General features: G+C 67.5%; 16 protein-coding genes. 7 read left to right on the plus strand and 9 right to left on the minus strand.

Features of this window, described 5'->3' with window-relative positions; all coding sequences use genetic code 11:
- The gene (locus TX88_RS09890) at nt 1-564 is read left to right on the plus strand and encodes a pentapeptide repeat-containing protein (RefSeq protein ID WP_044516432.1); all 564 of its coding nucleotides are present in this window, start codon (nt 1-3) and stop codon (nt 562-564) included.
- A gap of 52 nt (nt 565-616) precedes the next feature.
- Here TX88_RS09890 and TX88_RS09895 read toward each other — a convergent pair whose 3' ends face one another.
- Nucleotides 617-3,265 (minus strand): FHA domain-containing protein, encoded by a 2,649-nt coding sequence (locus TX88_RS09895; protein ID WP_209446969.1) that lies wholly within the window; start codon nt 3,263-3,265, stop codon nt 617-619.
- Between the two features lie 76 nt (nt 3,266-3,341).
- On the opposite strand from TX88_RS09895, the gene TX88_RS09900 reads away from it, so the two are divergent.
- Complete coding sequence (locus TX88_RS09900; protein ID WP_044516435.1) at nt 3,342-5,111, plus strand: BamB-related PQQ repeat family beta-propellar protein; 1,770 nt, start codon at nt 3,342-3,344, stop codon at nt 5,109-5,111.
- Here the strand turns inward: TX88_RS09900 and TX88_RS09905 are convergent.
- The 4 genes from TX88_RS09905 to TX88_RS09920 form a co-directional block, all read right to left on the minus strand.
- Nucleotides 5,108-5,422, minus strand: a complete 315-nt coding sequence (locus tag TX88_RS09905) for a hypothetical protein (protein ID WP_044516437.1) — start codon at nt 5,420-5,422, stop codon at nt 5,108-5,110. The genes TX88_RS09900 and TX88_RS09905 overlap by 4 nt on opposite strands.
- A gap of 129 nt (nt 5,423-5,551) precedes the next feature.
- The gene (locus tag TX88_RS35045; RefSeq protein WP_244438397.1) at nt 5,552-7,468 is read right to left on the minus strand and encodes a hypothetical protein; all 1,917 of its coding nucleotides are present in this window, start codon (nt 7,466-7,468) and stop codon (nt 5,552-5,554) included.
- A 347-nt stretch (nt 7,469-7,815) separates the two neighbouring features.
- Complete coding sequence (locus TX88_RS09915) at nt 7,816-8,721, minus strand: hypothetical protein (RefSeq protein ID WP_044516438.1); 906 nt, start codon at nt 8,719-8,721, stop codon at nt 7,816-7,818.
- A gap of 7 nt (nt 8,722-8,728) precedes the next feature.
- Complete coding sequence (locus TX88_RS09920; RefSeq protein ID WP_044516440.1) at nt 8,729-9,952, minus strand: NADH:flavin oxidoreductase; 1,224 nt, start codon at nt 9,950-9,952, stop codon at nt 8,729-8,731.
- Nucleotides 9,953-9,989: 37 nt separating this feature from the next.
- Between TX88_RS09920 and TX88_RS09925 the strand changes: the two genes are divergently transcribed.
- Complete coding sequence (locus TX88_RS09925) at nt 9,990-10,841, plus strand: bifunctional methylenetetrahydrofolate dehydrogenase/methenyltetrahydrofolate cyclohydrolase (protein ID WP_044519265.1); 852 nt, start codon at nt 9,990-9,992, stop codon at nt 10,839-10,841.
- Entirely contained in the window at nt 10,838-11,131 is a 294-nt protein-coding gene (locus TX88_RS09930) for a DUF3017 domain-containing protein (protein WP_044516441.1), read from the plus strand. Before TX88_RS09925 ends, TX88_RS09930 begins: the two co-directional genes overlap by 4 nt.
- On the opposite strand, the gene erm is transcribed toward TX88_RS09930, so the two are convergent.
- On the minus strand, nt 11,128-11,868 hold the full coding sequence (gene erm, locus TX88_RS09935; RefSeq protein ID WP_044516443.1) for a 23S ribosomal RNA methyltransferase Erm: 741 nt from the start codon (nt 11,866-11,868) through the stop codon (nt 11,128-11,130). The genes TX88_RS09930 and erm overlap by 4 nt on opposite strands.
- Before the next feature lie 209 nt (nt 11,869-12,077).
- Between erm and TX88_RS09940 the strand changes: the two genes are divergently transcribed.
- Complete coding sequence (locus TX88_RS09940; protein WP_044516444.1) at nt 12,078-12,701, plus strand: TetR/AcrR family transcriptional regulator; 624 nt, start codon at nt 12,078-12,080, stop codon at nt 12,699-12,701.
- Nucleotides 12,698-14,233, plus strand: coding sequence for an FAD-dependent monooxygenase (locus TX88_RS09945; protein WP_044516446.1), 1,536 nt, complete (start codon nt 12,698-12,700; stop codon nt 14,231-14,233). The genes TX88_RS09940 and TX88_RS09945 overlap by 4 nt, the downstream gene beginning before the upstream one ends.
- Here TX88_RS09945 and TX88_RS09950 read toward each other — a convergent pair.
- Nucleotides 14,223-14,642 carry a nuclear transport factor 2 family protein gene (locus TX88_RS09950; RefSeq protein WP_044516448.1) on the minus strand — a complete coding sequence of 140 codons (420 nt, stop codon included), beginning with the start codon at nt 14,640-14,642 and terminating at the stop codon, nt 14,223-14,225. The genes TX88_RS09945 and TX88_RS09950 overlap by 11 nt on opposite strands.
- 80 nt (nt 14,643-14,722) lie before the next feature.
- On the opposite strand from TX88_RS09950, the gene TX88_RS09955 reads away from it, so the two are divergent.
- Nucleotides 14,723-15,229 carry a winged helix-turn-helix transcriptional regulator gene (locus TX88_RS09955; protein ID WP_044516449.1) on the plus strand — a complete coding sequence of 169 codons (507 nt, stop codon included), beginning with the start codon at nt 14,723-14,725 and terminating at the stop codon, nt 15,227-15,229.
- Here TX88_RS09955 and TX88_RS09960 read toward each other — a convergent pair.
- Nucleotides 15,226-15,954 (minus strand): class I SAM-dependent methyltransferase, encoded by a 729-nt coding sequence (locus TX88_RS09960; RefSeq protein ID WP_044516451.1) that lies wholly within the window; start codon nt 15,952-15,954, stop codon nt 15,226-15,228. The genes TX88_RS09955 and TX88_RS09960 overlap by 4 nt on opposite strands.
- The gene (metX, locus tag TX88_RS09965; RefSeq protein WP_044516452.1) at nt 15,951-17,081 is read right to left on the minus strand and encodes a homoserine O-acetyltransferase MetX; all 1,131 of its coding nucleotides are present in this window, start codon (nt 17,079-17,081) and stop codon (nt 15,951-15,953) included. Before metX ends, TX88_RS09960 begins: the two co-directional genes overlap by 4 nt.
- Nucleotide 17,082: the final 1 nt, after the last annotated feature.

Genomic DNA, 17,082 nt, shown 5'->3' on the forward strand with positions numbered 1-17,082 from the left:
GTGGTAGCTGACGAAACCGCCTGGGCGGACAGGGAATTCACAGGTCACGATTTCCGTGAGGAAGACCTGAGCCGGTTGCGCACCGAGCGTGTGGTGTTCACCGAGTGCGACTTCAGCGGTGTGGACATGTCCGAGTCGCAGCATTTCGGCTCGGCGTTCCGCAACTGCACGTTTCGCCGCGCCACGCTGTGGCACAGTGCGTTCACCAACTGCAGCCTGCTGGGATCGGTGTTCACCGAGTGCCGGCTGCGGCCCATCAAGATCGTGGAGTCGGACCTGACCCTGGCGGTGCTCGGCGGCTGCGACCTGCGCGGCGTCGACCTGTCGGACTGCCGGATGCGCGAGGCCAGCCTGGTCGGGGTGGACCTGCGCAAGGCGGTGCTACGGCAGGCGGACCTGACGGGGGCACGGGTGCAGGACGCCAAGCTCGACGAGGCCGATCTGCGCGGCGCCCGCGTCGACCCCACCTTCTGGACCACCGCGAAGCTGCGCGGCGCCAAGATCGACATCGCACAGGCGCTGGCCTACTCGGCCGCGCACGGTCTCGACGTCCACGGCGGATAACCCCTTCCTGCCGAGCAGTCTCCCGCTTGCGGGGGACTGCTCACGGGAGGACTCAGCCGGCCTTGAGGCGGATCCGCCAGCGAACGAATCCGGTGTAGATGATGCAGAGCAGCAACAGGATGCCGATGTTGATCAGCCACACCGTCGGGGTGTGCTTCCAATGCGAATCGGCGGGCAGCAGCGGCGGCGGCACCAGGCGGGTCAGGTCGATGGTCGACGCCGAGGACGCGAAGCCCCAGCGTGCCGGGGTGATCCAGGACAGCTGATCGAGCACCACGCGGTCGGTCACCGGGATCATGCCGCCGGAGAACACCAGCTGACTCATCACGGTCACCACCAGCAGCGGCATGATCTGCTCGGCCGAGCGGGCCAGCGCCGACAGGGCCAGGCCCACCATCGCCGAGGCCACACACGTCATCGAGATGTCGATGAACAACTCCAGGTTGCGGCCGCCGATGAAGGCCCCGCTGTCGACAGCGCCCGGGCCCCAGCCCTTTCCGACGATCGTGATCACTGTGACGATGGCCGACTGGACCACCGCGAACACTGCGAAGACCGCGATCTTCGCCAGTAGGTAGGCCGTCGTCGACAGACCGACCGCCTGCTCGCGACGGAAGATCGCCTGCTCGCCGATCAGCGCCCGGATGGTCAGCGCGGTGCCCATGAAGATCGCACCCACGTTGAGCATCACCAGGATCTGGCCCGGTTCGTTGGGTGCCTCGCCGCCCTGGACGGCAGGCACGGGCAGACCGAACCCGACATCACCGGGCACCGACAGCGACAGCACGCCCATGATGAACGGCAGCATCAGCAGGAACGCGGTGTAGCCGCGGTCGGACACGATCAGCCGGACCTGCCGGCGGGCGATCGTGGAGAGCTGCCGGAACAGGCTGGTCTTGGCCGGCTCGCCCAGGTCGCCGGGCTGTGCCGACGACGGTTCGGCTGCCGGGGCCGGGCCGGTCCGAGCCAGATACTTGCGGTGGGCTTCGGCCGGATCGCCCGCGACGCTGCTGAAGATGTCGGCCCAGTTGGTGGTGCCGAGTTCGGGTCCGATCTGGTCGGGCGGTCCGCAGAAGGCGGTCTTGCCGCCGGGGGCCAGCAGCAGCACCTGATCGCACACGTCGAGGTAGGTCAGCGAGTGCGTGACGACCAGCACCACGCGGCCGGCGTCGGCCAGCTGGCGCAGCATCGTCATCACCTGACGGTCGAGCGCCGGGTCCAGGCCCGAGGTGGGCTCGTCGAGGATCAGCAGCGACGGGCCGGTCAGCAGTTCGAGGGCGACCGAGGCACGCTTGCGCTGCCCGCCGGACAGCTTGTCGACGCGGGTGTCGAGGTGCTTGGTCATCTCGAGTTCCTCGAGCACCTGCATGACGACCTGTTCGCGGTCTTCCTTGGTGGTGTCGGGCGGCAGCCGCAGTTCGGCGGCGTACATCAGCGCCTGCCGGACGGTGAGCTGACCGTGCACCACGTCGTCCTGCGGGACCATGCCGATCCGGGAACGCAGCGAGGCGTACTCGGCGTGGACGTCGTGACCCTCGAACGTGATGGTGCCGGTCGTCGGATGGGTGTAGCCGGCGACCTGTTTGGCGAACGTCGACTTGCCGGCACCCGACGGGCCGATCACCGCGGTGAGCGTCCCGGGCCGGGCATCGACGGAGATGTTGTCGAGCAGCGTCTTGTTGCCCTCGATCGTCCACGTCAGGCCCCGCACCTCGAGGCCGCCGGTGCGGGTGTCGGCTTCGGTCTCGCTGCGCCGGACCAGGGTCCCGCCGCTGAACACCAGGTCGACGTTGCCGATGGTGACCACGTCACCGTCGTGCAGGATCGCGCTGTCCACCCGCGCGCCGTTGACGAAGGTGCCGTTGATGCTGCGCTCGTCGCGGATCTCGGTGCCGCCGGTCAGCGGGATCAACGTGGCGTGGTGGCGTGAGGCCAGCACGTCGGGGATGACGATGTCGTTGTCGGTCGCGCGGCCGATCTTCACCGCTCCCGCGGGCGCCGGGGACGTGCGACCGGGCCGCAGGATCTTCATCATGCTGGTCGCGATGTTGCCGCCGGCCTCGCTGCTGCCGCGGTCCGAGGTGGCGGCGGGCGCCATCGAAGTCGCTGCCTGGGACGGGTTCGCCGGGGCCGGGGTGCGAACCGGTTGCGACTGGTACGCCTGGGGGCCGCTGGGATATCCCGACTGCGGTCCGCTCGGGTAGCCACCCTGAGGACCGCTCGGATACCCGGTCGGCGGGGTCGGGTAGCGCGGCTGCGGGCCGGACGAGTAACCGGGGCGCTGGGCGGCCGGCGGCTGACCGTACTGCTGACGCCCGGGGGGCGCCGCCTGCGTGGGCCACGCACCGCTGGGCCGGTTCCCGATGGGTACCGCGGCGGTCGGTGTCCGGCCGACGGAGCCCTGGTGACGTCCGACCTCGAAGGTCACCTGTGGTCCGTCCGGGTTGCCGATGTTGACGACCTGGCCGTCGCGGATGTCGATCGAGGGCACCCGGCGGCCGTTGGCGTACATGCCGTTGAGGCTGCCGTTGTCGATCGCGATCCATCGACCTTGGTCGAAGCGCAGCACCAGGTGGGCACGCGAGATCAGCGGGTGGGCGATGCGGACGTCGGCGCGGAGGTCTCGGCCGATGACGACATCGTTGCCCGGGGCAAAGGTACGGGTCGATCCGTCGTAACGAACGGTCAGCGCAGGGCTCATCGCGCTCAACTCTATCTGTACTTTTCACCGGGGCTGGGCCGTTGCGGGGGTGTCGCGGCGTGTGACTATGGCTCACATGGGTTCTGAAGGGTCGCAGAAGGCGGCCGAGCGGGTTCTCGGCGTGCTGCGTCTGCTCGGCACGGTGCTGGCCGGTGCGGCGGTGGTGTTGTTGGTGTGGGCCGCGGCGCTGGGTACATGGGCGCGGCTGGTCGCGCCGCGCAGCGCGGGGGAGGGCTCCTGGTACGTGATCGGCCTGCACCGCTGGGGTGAGGCCCTGCCCAACCGCATGGCGCTGGTGGTCGTGGTGATCGCGGTGGTGGCGATCGCGGCCATGGCCTACAGCGTCTGGCGTGGGCAGACCGGCCGTGATCTGGCGGCGACCCCGGCCGGCGCGGCGGGCGTGGCGGCGGTGCTGGTCATCGCCTACGTCTCGCAGGGCATCCCGGCGTTCTACCGGACGGCGATGATCAATTCGCCGGTCACCGCGGCACTGCCGGCCGGGATGGCGGCGTGGTGGTTGTGCCTGGGCGGGGCGGCGGCGACGTTCCTCGCGGCGCGGGCGTTCCCCCGGTTGGACCGCGGCGCGGTGAAGTTGCTGGCCGTGGGTGCGGCGATTGCTGTCGTGGTTGCCGCGGTGGTGACCGTGGGTGCGTTGCGCGCCGGTGATGACGGGCGCTTCGTCGATGCGGCGACGGCGGCAGCTACTGATGCGCCGGCGGTGCCCACCGCGTTGGGGAAGCGGACGTTCACGGTGTCGGTGCCCGACGCGTTCGTCGACAAAGGCGTCCCGACGTACGACATCGGTTCTGCCGGCGCCGGTTTCGCGGTGTACCGGGACGGCCGCATCACGGCCTACGGCCCCGACGGCAAGGAGCGCTGGCACTACGCGCGGACCGGGCCCGGCGATGTGGGCGTCACCGGGATGCGGGTGCTCGACAACGGCGCCACGGTCTTGGCGTTCATCGACGGCGGGCTGGTCGGCCTGGACGCCATCACCGGGCAGCAGTTGTGGGTCGGTGCCGACGCGGCCCTTCAGGAAGCGGCTCGTGGGCGTTTTCGTTTGGCGTCCGGGCCGTTCATCGTCGGGTGGAACGACGAGCGCATCTGGACCCGGTATGACGGCCGGACGGGCCACGCGATGTGGAGCGTGCCTGCCCCGCATCCCGGTTGCGGCTTTGTCGAACCCGTCGTGACCACCGCGGGAATCGTGTCGACAGTCCAATGCCAGGACGGCAAGGTCTGGTTGAGTGTGCTCGATCCCGAAACCGGGCAAATCGGCTGGGACACAGTGCTGACGGAGAAGAAGATCGACCCGGCGGTGCCGATCGAACAGCGCTACCTCAAACTCGGGGCCAGGCCGGCCAACGGTGCCGGAGTCTTCGTTTCACTGACGGGTTCCGGTGCGCCGGACAGTGCACTGTATGCCGACATCGTTCACCGCAGTGTGACCCCGTTGCCGGCAGACGGACGACCTGCCGAATCCTACGGTCCCAGTGAGGATTTCGTGGTGTGGTACCTGACGGACCGAACCACCCGGCTGACTCTGCTCGGACCTGACGGGCACCAGCGGTGCCAGGTTCCCGACGGCGTCGAACCGGTTCGGGTCAACGTGCCGAGCCTGCGAGTCGATCAACCTGCCTTCGTCGCGTTCCCCGACACCCTGCTGCTTGCCGACCGCGGCGCCCGCGGTGCCGCGGGATCGCTGCGCAGTTTCGACGCGAAGACCTGCGCTCAAACCGCCACCGTGCCAGCCGAATCGGTAGAGGGCCTGATACCGGCTCCGGGTGCGGTGCTGGTGTTGCGCCGTGATGGGCAGGCGCTGCAGATCGACGGGTACACCGCCTAGCGGTCGTCGATGAGGACGTTGATGACGTCGGTTCCGTTGCCGGGTTGGGATTCTCGGGTGAGCACGCGGACGGGGATCGAGCCTGTCCGCCTGAGCGAAACGTGCTGGCGGTCATCCTCAGCCACCAGTCCACTACCAATGGTGCATTCGGGTTGCGGAAAGATCAAAGGTGCGTCGAAGATGAGTCGCCCTAGGCCGGTGGTGTCGGTCCCCCGGTAGACGTGGACGTCGGCAGTGCGATCAGCGTGTTCGTCTTGGTCGTCGGCGAAGGTGAAAACATGAATGCTGGATTCGTCGGCGATGAACTCCACTGGGTAATCATCGAGTTCCGGAACGCTCCTCGAGCCGAGTGCGGCGAAACGTACCTGGTGGTAGGCGGGGATAATCGTGGCTTGAGCGAGTAGTTCGTTCCCTGTCATCGGGACCTGCCCCCTTCTGCCTCAGTTGGGCTTGGCGTGGTGTTTCTTACTCTTCTTGTCTTTCTTGGGTTTCTGCTTCTTCTGGTCATGGTTCTTGTTCGACGAAGACGCCGAGCGGTTGCCGTTGTCATTGTTGCGGCTTTCCCGCGTGGAGATCATTCCGGCCTTCTGCATCGCGTTGAGGCGTTGGCGGCTGGTGACCGCGCTGGCTCGGTTGGCGTCGAGGGCACGCTGTTGGGCGGGGTTGGACGGGCGCAGCTGTGGTTGCCTCTTGAGCAGGTGGCGTTGTGCGCAGTCGCGGCACCTGATCTGGCCGACGCGGTCGCGGAATACCACCTCGGCCTTCTCGCCAGCCTTGAGCTGGTATTTCTCTCGTACGTGCATCCAGACATTGCCCTCAACTGAGGACGCTTTGGGATTCAGGTATCGCACGTTGGGGGGACCATTGCCCCGGTCGGCGCTCATAGCGAGTGGTTTCTCATCTCGGGCGAACCCCGATCGCAGGGGGAAGCCTTTCATGGCCTCTTTGCGGTTGGCGTCTCTCGCTGCGTCGTCGGCGATGGTGAAAGGACTGGGCTGGTCGAGGATCGCGGCCTCGTAGTGGTCGATGAAAGGTCCCTGGCCGCCCATCTTGGTTTCGTCGTATACCCCCGCCGGGTGCTGGGTGGTGCACCCGCAATCCAGTGGGTGCCCGGGAGGAACGTCTCTGGGGGTCTTGGCTGGGGGCCCGTTGGGGATCTTGGGTGTGCTCACACCCGGCACAGGCGCGTTCCTCGTACCCGCGGCGGTGACCTCACTCGCGAGTTGCGCTGGCGGGGTGGGTGCGGCTTTGGCGACGTCAACAACGTCGTCGGCATGTTTGGCCAGCTGTTCCCCGGCGATCTCCACGCCTTCTTTGACAACCTTTTTGGCCGCCCCCTGTGGGGTCAGTGCGCTGGCGATGTCGAAACCGGTGGCGATGTTGCCCAGTACCTTGTTGTCTGGCATTGCCGCAGCGGCGATGTCGAGCCCAGCCGAACTCAGGTTCACGGTGGCTGCGGCGATCGCCGCCGCGCCGGCCGGGCCGCCGACGCCGGTCACGGCCAAGGCGACACCGCCGACGAGCATGGCGGATTCGAGCGGGTTTTCCTTGACGAAAGTGCCGACAGCTTTCGCTCCGGAGACTGTGGCCGACACCGCGGTCGCGGCGGCAGAGCTGACGGTGTCGGTCATGGAGCTGACGGTGTCGGTGATCGAATCGAAAAACCCCTGCGGCAGTGGGATTCCACCGGACCCGGCCAGGTGCAGGGGTGGGTCGACGTAGACAGGCCAGATGGTGTCGGGTCTGGGGTCGATGACCTCGGTCAGCGCATACAACTGCGGGGCGAGTTGCTTGATCACATACGAACTCGGCACCAAAGCGCCGGTGGCGTCGCGGGTTTCAGCTGGGGAGAACATGCCGATGGTCTCAGCCGTCGGGGTGGCCCGGTTGATCGTGAGGTAGCCGTTGGTGTGCGCCAGCATCACGGTGTCGGCGGGCGTTCGCACGAACGTCGTGACCATCCGCGCCCCAGCCGGATCGTTGATTCGGGCGACGGTGCGGGTGCCGGTGGCGGTGTTTTCGGCCAGCATGTCAAAGCCGGCCCCCGCATTCGGGTAGACAACCTGGCCGCCTGAGGTGTGCTGAGCACGCCCGAGGCCACCCGGTAGTACGACCTGAACCTGGCCGGCTGGGGTGTGCGAGGTGAGCCCGGACACCGGATCGGTAGGCAAGTCCGCTCGTCGCTGCTGCGGCGACAACAACGGATCGGTACCCACCGCTGAGTCGCTGAAAGCCGCTACTGCCGCGTCGGCGAACCCCTCGTGCGCCGAGACGGCGGCCACCTCGCCCTCGACCCGAGGTGGGGTCGGGCTGATCAGGTGCAGTCCGCCGACGGTGACCGCTACCGCGCAGAGCACGGCCAGCCACCGAGCCGGCCCGCCCAGCCAGATGCTTTGCTGAGTGTCGGGTAGAAGATCCTGTTTAGTCCGCGTTCGGCCACGGCGAGTGTTCATGCTATCCCCCGATCAGCAAATCACCGTTGCATGCCAGCGCCTACCGTGCATGCATGGATCGACACGCTAATCATCGCTGGTAGACATTGTCAATCGCACGCGGTCGGCTGATCTGGAATGAGCAATACCGTCAGTTTTTCGACGCTTAGGCAAACGGCAGTTCGCCTGCAGATTGCCGCTGCGCGATTGTTCGGGCCACGCTTGAGGGATGCCAGAAATAGCGCCGATGAGTTAGCTCACGGTGTAGCCGGTTACGGCGTGGCGTTGGCCAGCGTGGGAACGGCTTCCGCCGGGTAGCGGTCCTGGGCATCCCAGACGTCCCAGGTCTGCACGGCCCAGAACACCGCGAACAGCACGATCAGGATGAGTTCGACGGTGATCACGCCGAAGTGCCAGCCGAGAATCAGCAGCACGATGCCGGCCACGACGGTGATCAGCATGAGCGCGGCGATGGTCGCGTAGAACCGGGCCAGGTGCTGGCGCACGGCAGCCCGGGCGTAGCACGCGTGGTAGACCGCCACCAGCGTGATGGCCAGGAACATCGCCACCGCGGCGATCACATGTGCGTGCTGGGCGAACCAATCCCACAACATCAGCGGGGCCCCGGCGACGGCGATCACCAACAGCGCTGCCGGAAGCCATTTTTCGACCCGAAGCAGCGCGGTGGCGACGGTCTTCCACAGGGTGGCGGCCTCGTCGCAGGACGGGACCGACGCGACAGGTGGCTCTTGTGGACGCCGCCAGCGGCCGAGCGCCAGGTACATTCCGGTGCCGGCGGCCACGGCGACGAACAATGCGGCGACGTTGTTCGCGACACCGCCGAACGGGTCGGTCACGCTGGGAAGCCATGGCTGGCACAGGTCGTCGGGGCCGGTGGGCACCAGGGCGACGATGAATGCCATGAAACCGGAGTAGTTCAGCAACGCGTCCTCACCCACCCGGCTGCCCTTGTACGCGATCAGGCAGATGCCGATCGCGCACAGCGAGGCCAGGAACACCGCGTGGGTGCGGGTGTAGAAGAACGCGCTGATCGACCCCTGCGGGCAACTGTGCGCCCACGTCAACGCCAGTGAGGTCAACAGGAACACCACCAGTGCGACCAGGCCTACCCGCACGTACCGGTAGGTGACCATGGTGTCGCTGGCGTCGCTGACCATTTAGCTATTAGCTCACGAGTGAGTCCGGGGCTCCCGTCACCACGCAGTGAGTGTGGCTGTAGATCGTCGGCATGCACATGTTGCAATGCGTACAGAGCGATTTGACCGAGCCCTTGGCTTCCTCGGCCTGGATCCGGTTGAGCAGGTCCGGCTCGGCGAGCAGCGCGCGCCCCATCGCGATGAACTCGAAGCCCGCCGCCATCGCCCGGTCCATCGTCTCGCGGTTGGTGATGCCGCCCAGCAGGATGATCGGCATGCTCAGCTCGGCGCGGAACTTCTCGGCGTCGCGCATCAGATACGCCTCGTGATACGGGTACTCGCGGAAGAACTTGTTGCCGCTCATCCGGATGCCCCAGCTGATCGGGGGCTTGAAGTTCGCGGCGAACTCCTTGACCGGCGCACCGCCGCGGAACAGGTACATCGGGTTGACCAGCGAGCTGCCCGCGGTCAGCTCGATGGCGTCCAGGCCGCCGTCCTCCTCGAGCCACTTCGCCGTCTGCAGGGACTCGTCGATCGGGATGCCGCCGCGGACACCGTCGCTCATGTTGAGTTTGGCGATGACGGCGATCTTCCGGTCGCCGTGCTTGTCGACGGCGTCGCGCACCGCGCGCACGACGCCACGGGCGACCTTGGCCCGGTTCTCCAGCGATCCGCCGAACTCGTCGGTGCGCCGATTGATGAGCGGCGACAGGAAGGAGCTGGCCAGGTAGTTGTGACCGAGGTGTACCTCGACCGCGTCGAAACCGGAGTCGATGGCCAGCCGCGCGGCGTTGGCGTGCGCTTCGGTGACGTCGCGGATGTCGTCGATCGAGGCCTTCTTGGCAAATCGCATCGACAGCGGGTTGAAGAACCGGACCGGCGCCAGCGCCTTGGCCTTGTTCGTGCGTGAGTTGGCGACCGGCCCGGCATGGCCGATCTGGGCACTGATGGCGGCACCCTCGGCATGGATGGTCTCGGTCAGCTTGGTCAGTCCGGGAACGGCCTCGGGCCGCATCCAGATCTGCCAGCCGTCGGTGCGGCCGCCGGGGGCCACCGCGCAGTAGGCGACGGTGGTCATGCCGACACCGCCGGCCGCGGGCAGCCGGTGATAGTTGATCAAATCCTCCGTGACCAGCGCATCAGGCGTGGACGCTTCGAAGGTGGCGGCCTTGATGATGCGGTTGCGCAGCGTCACGGGGCCGAGCTTGGCCTCACTGAAAACATCAGTGAACACATTGGGCTGGGTGTTCATATGCTGAGCCTGCCACGCGACTGACACAATGGGGACCGTGGGTTCCATTGTGTTGGACGGTAAGGCGACGCGCGACGAGATCTTCGTCGACCTCAAGCAGCGTGTAGCGAAGTTGGCCGAAGCCGGCCGGACACCCGGTCTCGGGACCGTGCTGGTAGGTGACGACCCCGGTTCGCAGGCCTATGTCCGCGGCAAGCACGCCGACTGCGCAAAGGTCGGGATCAACTCGATCCGCCGTGACCTGCCCGCCGACATCACGCAGGCCCAGCTCGACGAGACGATCGACGAGCTCAACGCCAACCCGGAGTGCACGGGCTACATCGTGCAGCTGCCGCTGCCCAAGCATCTGGACGAGAACGCCGCGCTGGAGCGCATCGATCCGGCCAAGGACGCCGACGGTCTCCATCCGACGAACCTCGGTCGGCTGGTGCTCGGCAAGGAAGCGCCTCTGCCCTGTACTCCGCGCGGCATCGTGCATCTGCTGCGCCGGTTCGACGTGCCGATCGCCGGGGCGCATGTCGTGGTGATCGGACGTGGGGTCACCGTCGGCCGGCCGATGGGCCTGTTGCTCACCAGGCGTTCGGAGAACGCCACCGTCACGCTCTGCCATACCGGCACCCGGGATCTGCCCGCGCTGACCCGTCAGGCCGACGTCATCATCGCCGCGGTCGGTGTTCCGCACATGGTCACCGCGGACATGGTCAAGCCGGGCGCGGCCGTCGTCGACGTCGGCGTGAGCCGGGTGGACGGCAAGCTGACCGGCGACGTTGCACCCGACGTCTGGGACGTGGCCGGGCATGTGTCGCCCAACCCGGGTGGGGTGGGACCGCTGACGCGCGCGTTCCTGCTGACCAACGTCGTCGAGCTCGAAGAGTCGAAACTGGCGTGACAGTCAACGAGTTCGTCCGCAAGGTGTTCGCCGGACAGTGGCCGATCCTGGTGGTCGGGCTGATCTTCATCGCGGCGTTCGTCTTGGTCGTGGCGGGCTACTGGCGCCGCGGCGCACTGTTCATCGGAATCGGGGTGGGGGTGGCGGCAGCGCTGCGGCTGGCGCTGACCGACGACCGGGCAGGTCTGCTGGTGGTGCGCTCGCGGACCATCGATTTCGCCACCACGGCGACGGTGAGCGCCGCGGTGCTCTACATCGCCTGGACCATCGACCCGCTGGGCACCAGCTAGCGGACCGCGGCGAACAACGCCGCCCACTGTTGGGCGGACAGGTCCCGTGGCAGCGCTGACGGATGAATTCCATTGGCCTGCAACCACCGCCGATCCACGTGAGGCCGCAGGATCTGTGCCAGGCCGCGGCCCCGCCCGGTGAACACCTCGTGGGCCAGTGCCTGATACCGGCGACGCTCGGCCCACGGGATCAACGGTTCGTCGCGGCGCGTGATGGTCAGCAGCCCGGCGTCCACACCGGGGCGTGGCCGAAACGCGTCCGCGGAAACCTTTCGTGCCAAACCGAATTCGAACCACGGCCACCACTGTGCGGTCATCATGGTGGCGCCGCCGACAGCGGCCCGCCGCCGGGCCGCCTCCCACTGCATCAGCAGTACGGCGTCGGTCCATCCTGGTCCGTGTAACAGCCGCCGCAGGATCGCGGTGGTCAGGTGGAAGGGTAGATTGCCCACCACCACGTGCGGCGTCTGGGGCAGCCGGTACCGCAGGAAGTCGGCACTGACCACCTCGGCCGAGGTCCGGTCCGCAAGTCGTCTGGCCCTCCGGCGGTCGATCTCGATGGCGGTCAGCGGCCGATCCAGCCGTTGCAGCGGCAGGGTCAGCGCGCCGTCACCGGCGCCGATCTCGACAATGGGACCTGTTGTGTGCGCGACGATTTCGACGATATCGGCGACCACTCGACGATCGCACAGGAAATTCTGGCCGTACTCATGCCGGCCGTGATGAGTTGAAGACACGAATGCTCCGCGCTCGCAGGGACAAAGCTGCTGCGGCGGACGTTCCTGGAAAGTGAAGCTCCGCCGGCTATGTGATGCGCAAGCGGATGTAGGTCACTGACATGGCTGCCACGGTAGGCGCGGCGGCGGCCCGGCGTCGACTGATTTTCACAGGAAATGCCCAGGAGGCAATATTGCCCAATAGGCAATATTTGATCTACCGTGAAGACATGGCACCCGGACTGCGAGAACGCAAGAAGATCGATACCCGCAGGGCGCTGAGCGATGCCGCGCTGAGCCTGGCCTTCGAGCGCGGCCTGGAGAACGTCACCCGCGAGGACATCGCCAACCTGGCCGGGGTCTCGCTGCGCACGTTCACCAACTACTTCGCCGGCAAATACGACGCGCTGGCCTACCGGCAGCAGGAACGCATGCGGCGCAGCATCGACCTGCTGCGCGCGCGTCCCGCCGACGAGCCGCTGTGGACGGCCATCACGGAATCGGTGCTCAAACCATTGGACGCCGACATGGCCGACGTCTACGGTGTAGAGAACGCACTGCCGACCCGTCAGCAGCTGGGCGAGGTTCGAAAACTGCTGATGATCCCTGAGATTCGGGATGCCACCTTCCGCGGGATGGTTGACGAATGGGTGGCGGCGATCGCCGAGCGGACCGGTACCGATCCCCAGCGCGACATGTACCCGCGGCTCGTGGCCGCCGTCGTGCGGGCGGTCGGTGATGTCGCGATGGACGAATACGGAAACTCAGATCCGCCGGTGGCTTTCACGTCACTGCTGCGCAAAGGGTTCGCGGCGGTGGCCGCGGGCCTACCCGAACCGGGAGGGGACAAATGAAAGATCAGGTAGACGTCGTCATCTCGGGCGCGGGTCCCAACGGCCTGCTGGTGGCGGGGGAGTTGGCCCTGGCCGGGTTGCGGCCGGTGGTGCTCGAGCAGCTGGCCGAGCCCAGTCCGGAGCTCAAGGCCAATGGCATTGTCGGACAGGCCAATCGCGTGCTCGACCTACGCGGCTTGTATCAGACGCTGAGCGGATCGGATGAGCCTCCGCAGCAGATGGACGGCTACATCTTCGCGGGCATGCAGGTGCCGTTCACCGACGTCGTGGACAACCCCATGTACGGCATGCTGATTCAACAGCCCCGGGTGGTGCGCGCACTGGCCGACTGGGTTCAGGGCCTGGGGGCCGAGATCCGGTGGGGACATGAACTCACCGATTTCGAGCAGGGTTCCGACGGCGTGGTCCTCGATGTCTCTTCGCCCGAGGGGAACTACCGCTTGCCGGCCACCTACCTCGTCGGTGCCGACGGCGGCCGCAGTCCGGTCCGGAAGAAGGCGGGCATCGACTTTCCCGGGCTGACCACCGATGTCGTATCGCGGGTGGCCCACATCAGCCTGCCGGACGAGTTGCGCACCGGCTACGGTGCGCTGGACATCCCCGGTGTCGGGCGAATCCCGTTCGGTCACAATCGGTTCGAAGGCGGTGTGCTGATCTATGCGGAGTTCCAGGCAGGCCGCTCGATGCTCGGGACGATCGAATACGGTTCGGTCCTGCCCGACGACGCTCCTGAGTTGACCTTCGACGAACTGCGCGAGAGCGTGAAGCGGGTGGTCGGCGCCGATCTGCCGATACAACCGCCGAGCGGGCCGGGGCCGCACGCCCTGCGGCGGATCAATGGTCAGAACACCCGTCAGGCCGCGCAGTACCGCGCCGGCAACGTCTTCCTGGTGGGCGATGCCGCCCACGTCCATTCGGCGATGGGCGGGCCCGGCTTGAACCTGGGCATGCAGGATGCGATGAACCTGGGCTGGAAACTCGCCGCCGCCGTGCAGGGGTGGGCACCGGACGGCTTGCTGGACAGCTATCACAGTGAGCGCTGGCCGGCCGGGCAGCGGGTGATGATGCACTCGATGGCGCAGGCTGCCCTGATGGCTGCCGGTCCCGAAGTCACGGCGCTCCGAACACTTTTCGGTGAGCTGCTGGCGACACCGGACGGCTCGTCGCACATCGCCGGCGTGCTTGCCGGTGCCGATGTCCGCTACGACGTCGGCGATGAGCACAGGCTGTCCGGACGCTTCGTCCCGGCGTTGACGTTGTCCGACGGCCGCCGGATCGCGCAGCTGTTGCACCGGGGACGTCCCGTGCTGCTCGACCTGTCCGGCAGCGGGTGTGCCGACGCGGTCTCGGGCTGGCGGGATCGGGTCGACGTCATCGAGGCGACCGTTGCCGATCGGCCTGCCGCGGCGTTGTTGATCCGGCCCGACGGCTACGTGGCCTGGGCCGCAGACGAATCCGACCACGACGGTCTGCGAGCGGCGCTGGAGCGCTGGTTCGGCCCGGAGGCCGAGGCGGCCGCGCTCAGCGCCTGAGGGCGCGGCGCAGGACGCCGGGATGGCGGACGAGTTTCGGTCCGAGCCGCATGGCGAACACCGTGGTCGCAAGCCACGGCCGCAGGTGCGGACGCAGGCGTCGGATCCGCCCGCTCCCATCGAGTTCGAACACCAACGCATCGGTGATCGTGACGCCCGCAACCCGGCCCTCGCTGATCGCGACGCGGGTCGGACCATCGCCGATCACTTCGTCCCAGGTGAGGTCCCGCAGGTCCCCGTACACCGCGCCGAGGAGCTGCCGAAGATCGTCATGCCCCCGGAACACCATTCGGCCGGAGAGCGGTGAGACCAGCTCTGCGTCGGGCGCGAGGGTCGCGACGAGCGCGTCGAGGTCGTTGGTGCGGGTGGCGTCGCAGAACGCGGCGACCGAATTGGTAGTCGTTGTCATGCCCTGTCCTCACCTGGATTGCGATTTGCAACCTACTCAACCGCAGTTCATTGCGAATTGCAATGGACTACGGTTGAGGGGTGCCGAAACAGTCCTTCAGCGACATCTCGTGCTCGATCGCACGGGCTGTCGAGGTGGTGGGGCAGCGGTGGACGCCGCTGGTCCTGCGCGACCTGTTCGCGGGGATGACGCGGTTCGAGGACATCCGGCGCGATCTCGGTATCGCGTCGAACATCCTGGCCGCACGCCTGGACGAACTCGAACGCCACGGTGTGGTGGAACGGCGCCAGTACCAGAGTGCGCCGCCGCGCTACGAGTACCTGCTCACCGACAAGGGGCGCGATCTGTACCCGGTGATCGCGACACTGCTCGCCTGGGGAGACAAATGGCTGGCCGGCGCGGAGGGACCGCCGGCGCTCATCGTCCACAGCGAATGCGGTCGCGTCACGACGGTCAAGACCGTGTGTGCAGAATGCGGAGGCGAACTCGACGCGGCGACGGCAACGGCCGCCCCGGGCCCTGGGGCCCGGCCGGGCCCCGGCACCGCCGTCATCGGCGAGTTCATCCTCGGCCGCCCGGCGGGCTAGGCCAGAGTCGCCCGGATGCCCACCGTGACGTAGGGCAACGCCAGCCCCGACGAGTTGGCCAGCGCCGGGTGCGTGGCCAGCAGTTCGCGGACCTGCTCCAGTGTCCGGGTACGCACCTGCTCCGGTGAGGTGATGCAGTAGCTGCGAGAGGCCACCAGATCGATGAGGGCCTGGGGTGTCAGGTAACTCGTCCACTCCACCTGATGCCGTTCGATCTCTCCGAACGGCTCGGCCAGCGTCACCTCGTTGTTGAACGGATCATGTTCGGGGCCGATGATCCGGCCCAGATCCTTGACCCAGCCCAGCCTTTCGTCGCGCGTGTTCCACACCAGGCCCAGCCGGCCGCCGGGGCGCAGCACCCGGCTGACCTCCTTGACGGCCCGCTCGGGATCGAACCAGTGCCAGGCCTGAGCCACCAGTACTGCGTCGACGCTGTTGTCGGCCAGTGGGATCTCCTCGGCCGTGCCCAGCAGTGCCGGGGTGTCCGGCAGTGAGTTCGACAGCAGCTCAAGCATTTCCGGGATGGGATCGACGGCGATCACGTCCAGCCCGCGCTCGACGAGCCGGGTGGTCAGCTTGCCGGTGCCTGCGCCCAGGTCCAGCACATCCTGGGCTCCCTCGGGGAGCAGCCAGTCGATCGTCTCCGGCGGATACGACGGCCGGCCGCGTTCGTAGGCCGCGGCTTCTGAGCCGAAGGACAGGGAACGCTGCTTGGGCGAGCTCACCGTTGTGCCAGCTCCAGCGTGCGGCGGATCAACTTGCCCACCACTTCCGTCTCGACCAGGAAGCCGTCGTGGCCGTACGCCGAGTCGACGACGTCCAGGCCGTTGCAGCCGGGCAGCAACTCGGCCAGTTCCTGCTGTAGCCGGATGGGATAGAGCCGGTCGGACGTGATCCCGCCGACGATGACGGGCACGGGACAACCACGCAGCGCACTGGCGACTCCGCCGCGGCCACGGCCCACATCGTGGGTGGACAACGCATCCGAGAGAGCCACATAGGTACCCGGATCGAACCGGCGGGCCAATTTGCCGCCCTGGTATTCCAGGTAGCTCTGCACCCCGTAGCGCCCGCCGGTGGTCGGATCCTCGTCGCCCTGGGCGTCGTTGCCGAACCGCTCGTCGAGCTCTTCCTCGCCGCGATAGGTCAGGTGCGCGAAGCGCCGGGCGATCTCCATGCCGGCCAGCGGGGCCCGGTCGGTGCCGTAGTAGTCGCCGCCCTGCCAGTCCGGATCGGCCTTGATCGCGGCCACCTGGGTGCTCTGGGTGCCGATCTGATCGGCGGTGGCGCGGGCGCCGACAGCCAGGACCAGTCCGGCCCGGACTTCGTCGGGGTGCCCGACGAGCCATTCCAGCGCGCGGGCTCCACCCATCGACCCGCCGACCACGGCAGCCACCTCGGTGATGCCGAAGGCTGCCAGTGCGGCCCGGTCGGCCTCCACCTGGTCGCGGATCGTGATCTGGGGAAACCTTGAGCCCCAGGGCTTTCCGTCGGGGGCGAGCGAGCCGGGCCCGGTGGACCCGCGGCACCCGCCGAGCACATTGGTCGAAATCGCGCACCACTGGTCGGTGTCGATCGGGGCGCCCGGTCCGGCCACCCCGTCCCACCAGCCTGCGGTCGGATGTCCGTCGCCGGCCGGTCCCGTGACGTGGGAGTCGCCGGTCAGTGCGTGCAGCACCATCACCACGTTGTCGCGTGCGGGTGACAGTTCACCCCAGCGCTGCACGGCGATCGACACGTCGGGCAGGACGGTGCCGTTCTCGAGCGTCAGGGCACCGATGTGCACCACGCTGATCTCGCCTTCGGCAGGCAGAGGCAGGGTGGACACGGCTGGTTCTTCGGTGATCGTCATG

It is taken from the genome of Mycolicibacterium septicum DSM 44393 (assembly GCF_000455325.1).
Taxonomy (GTDB): Bacteria; Actinomycetota; Actinomycetes; order Mycobacteriales; family Mycobacteriaceae; genus Mycobacterium; species Mycobacterium septicum.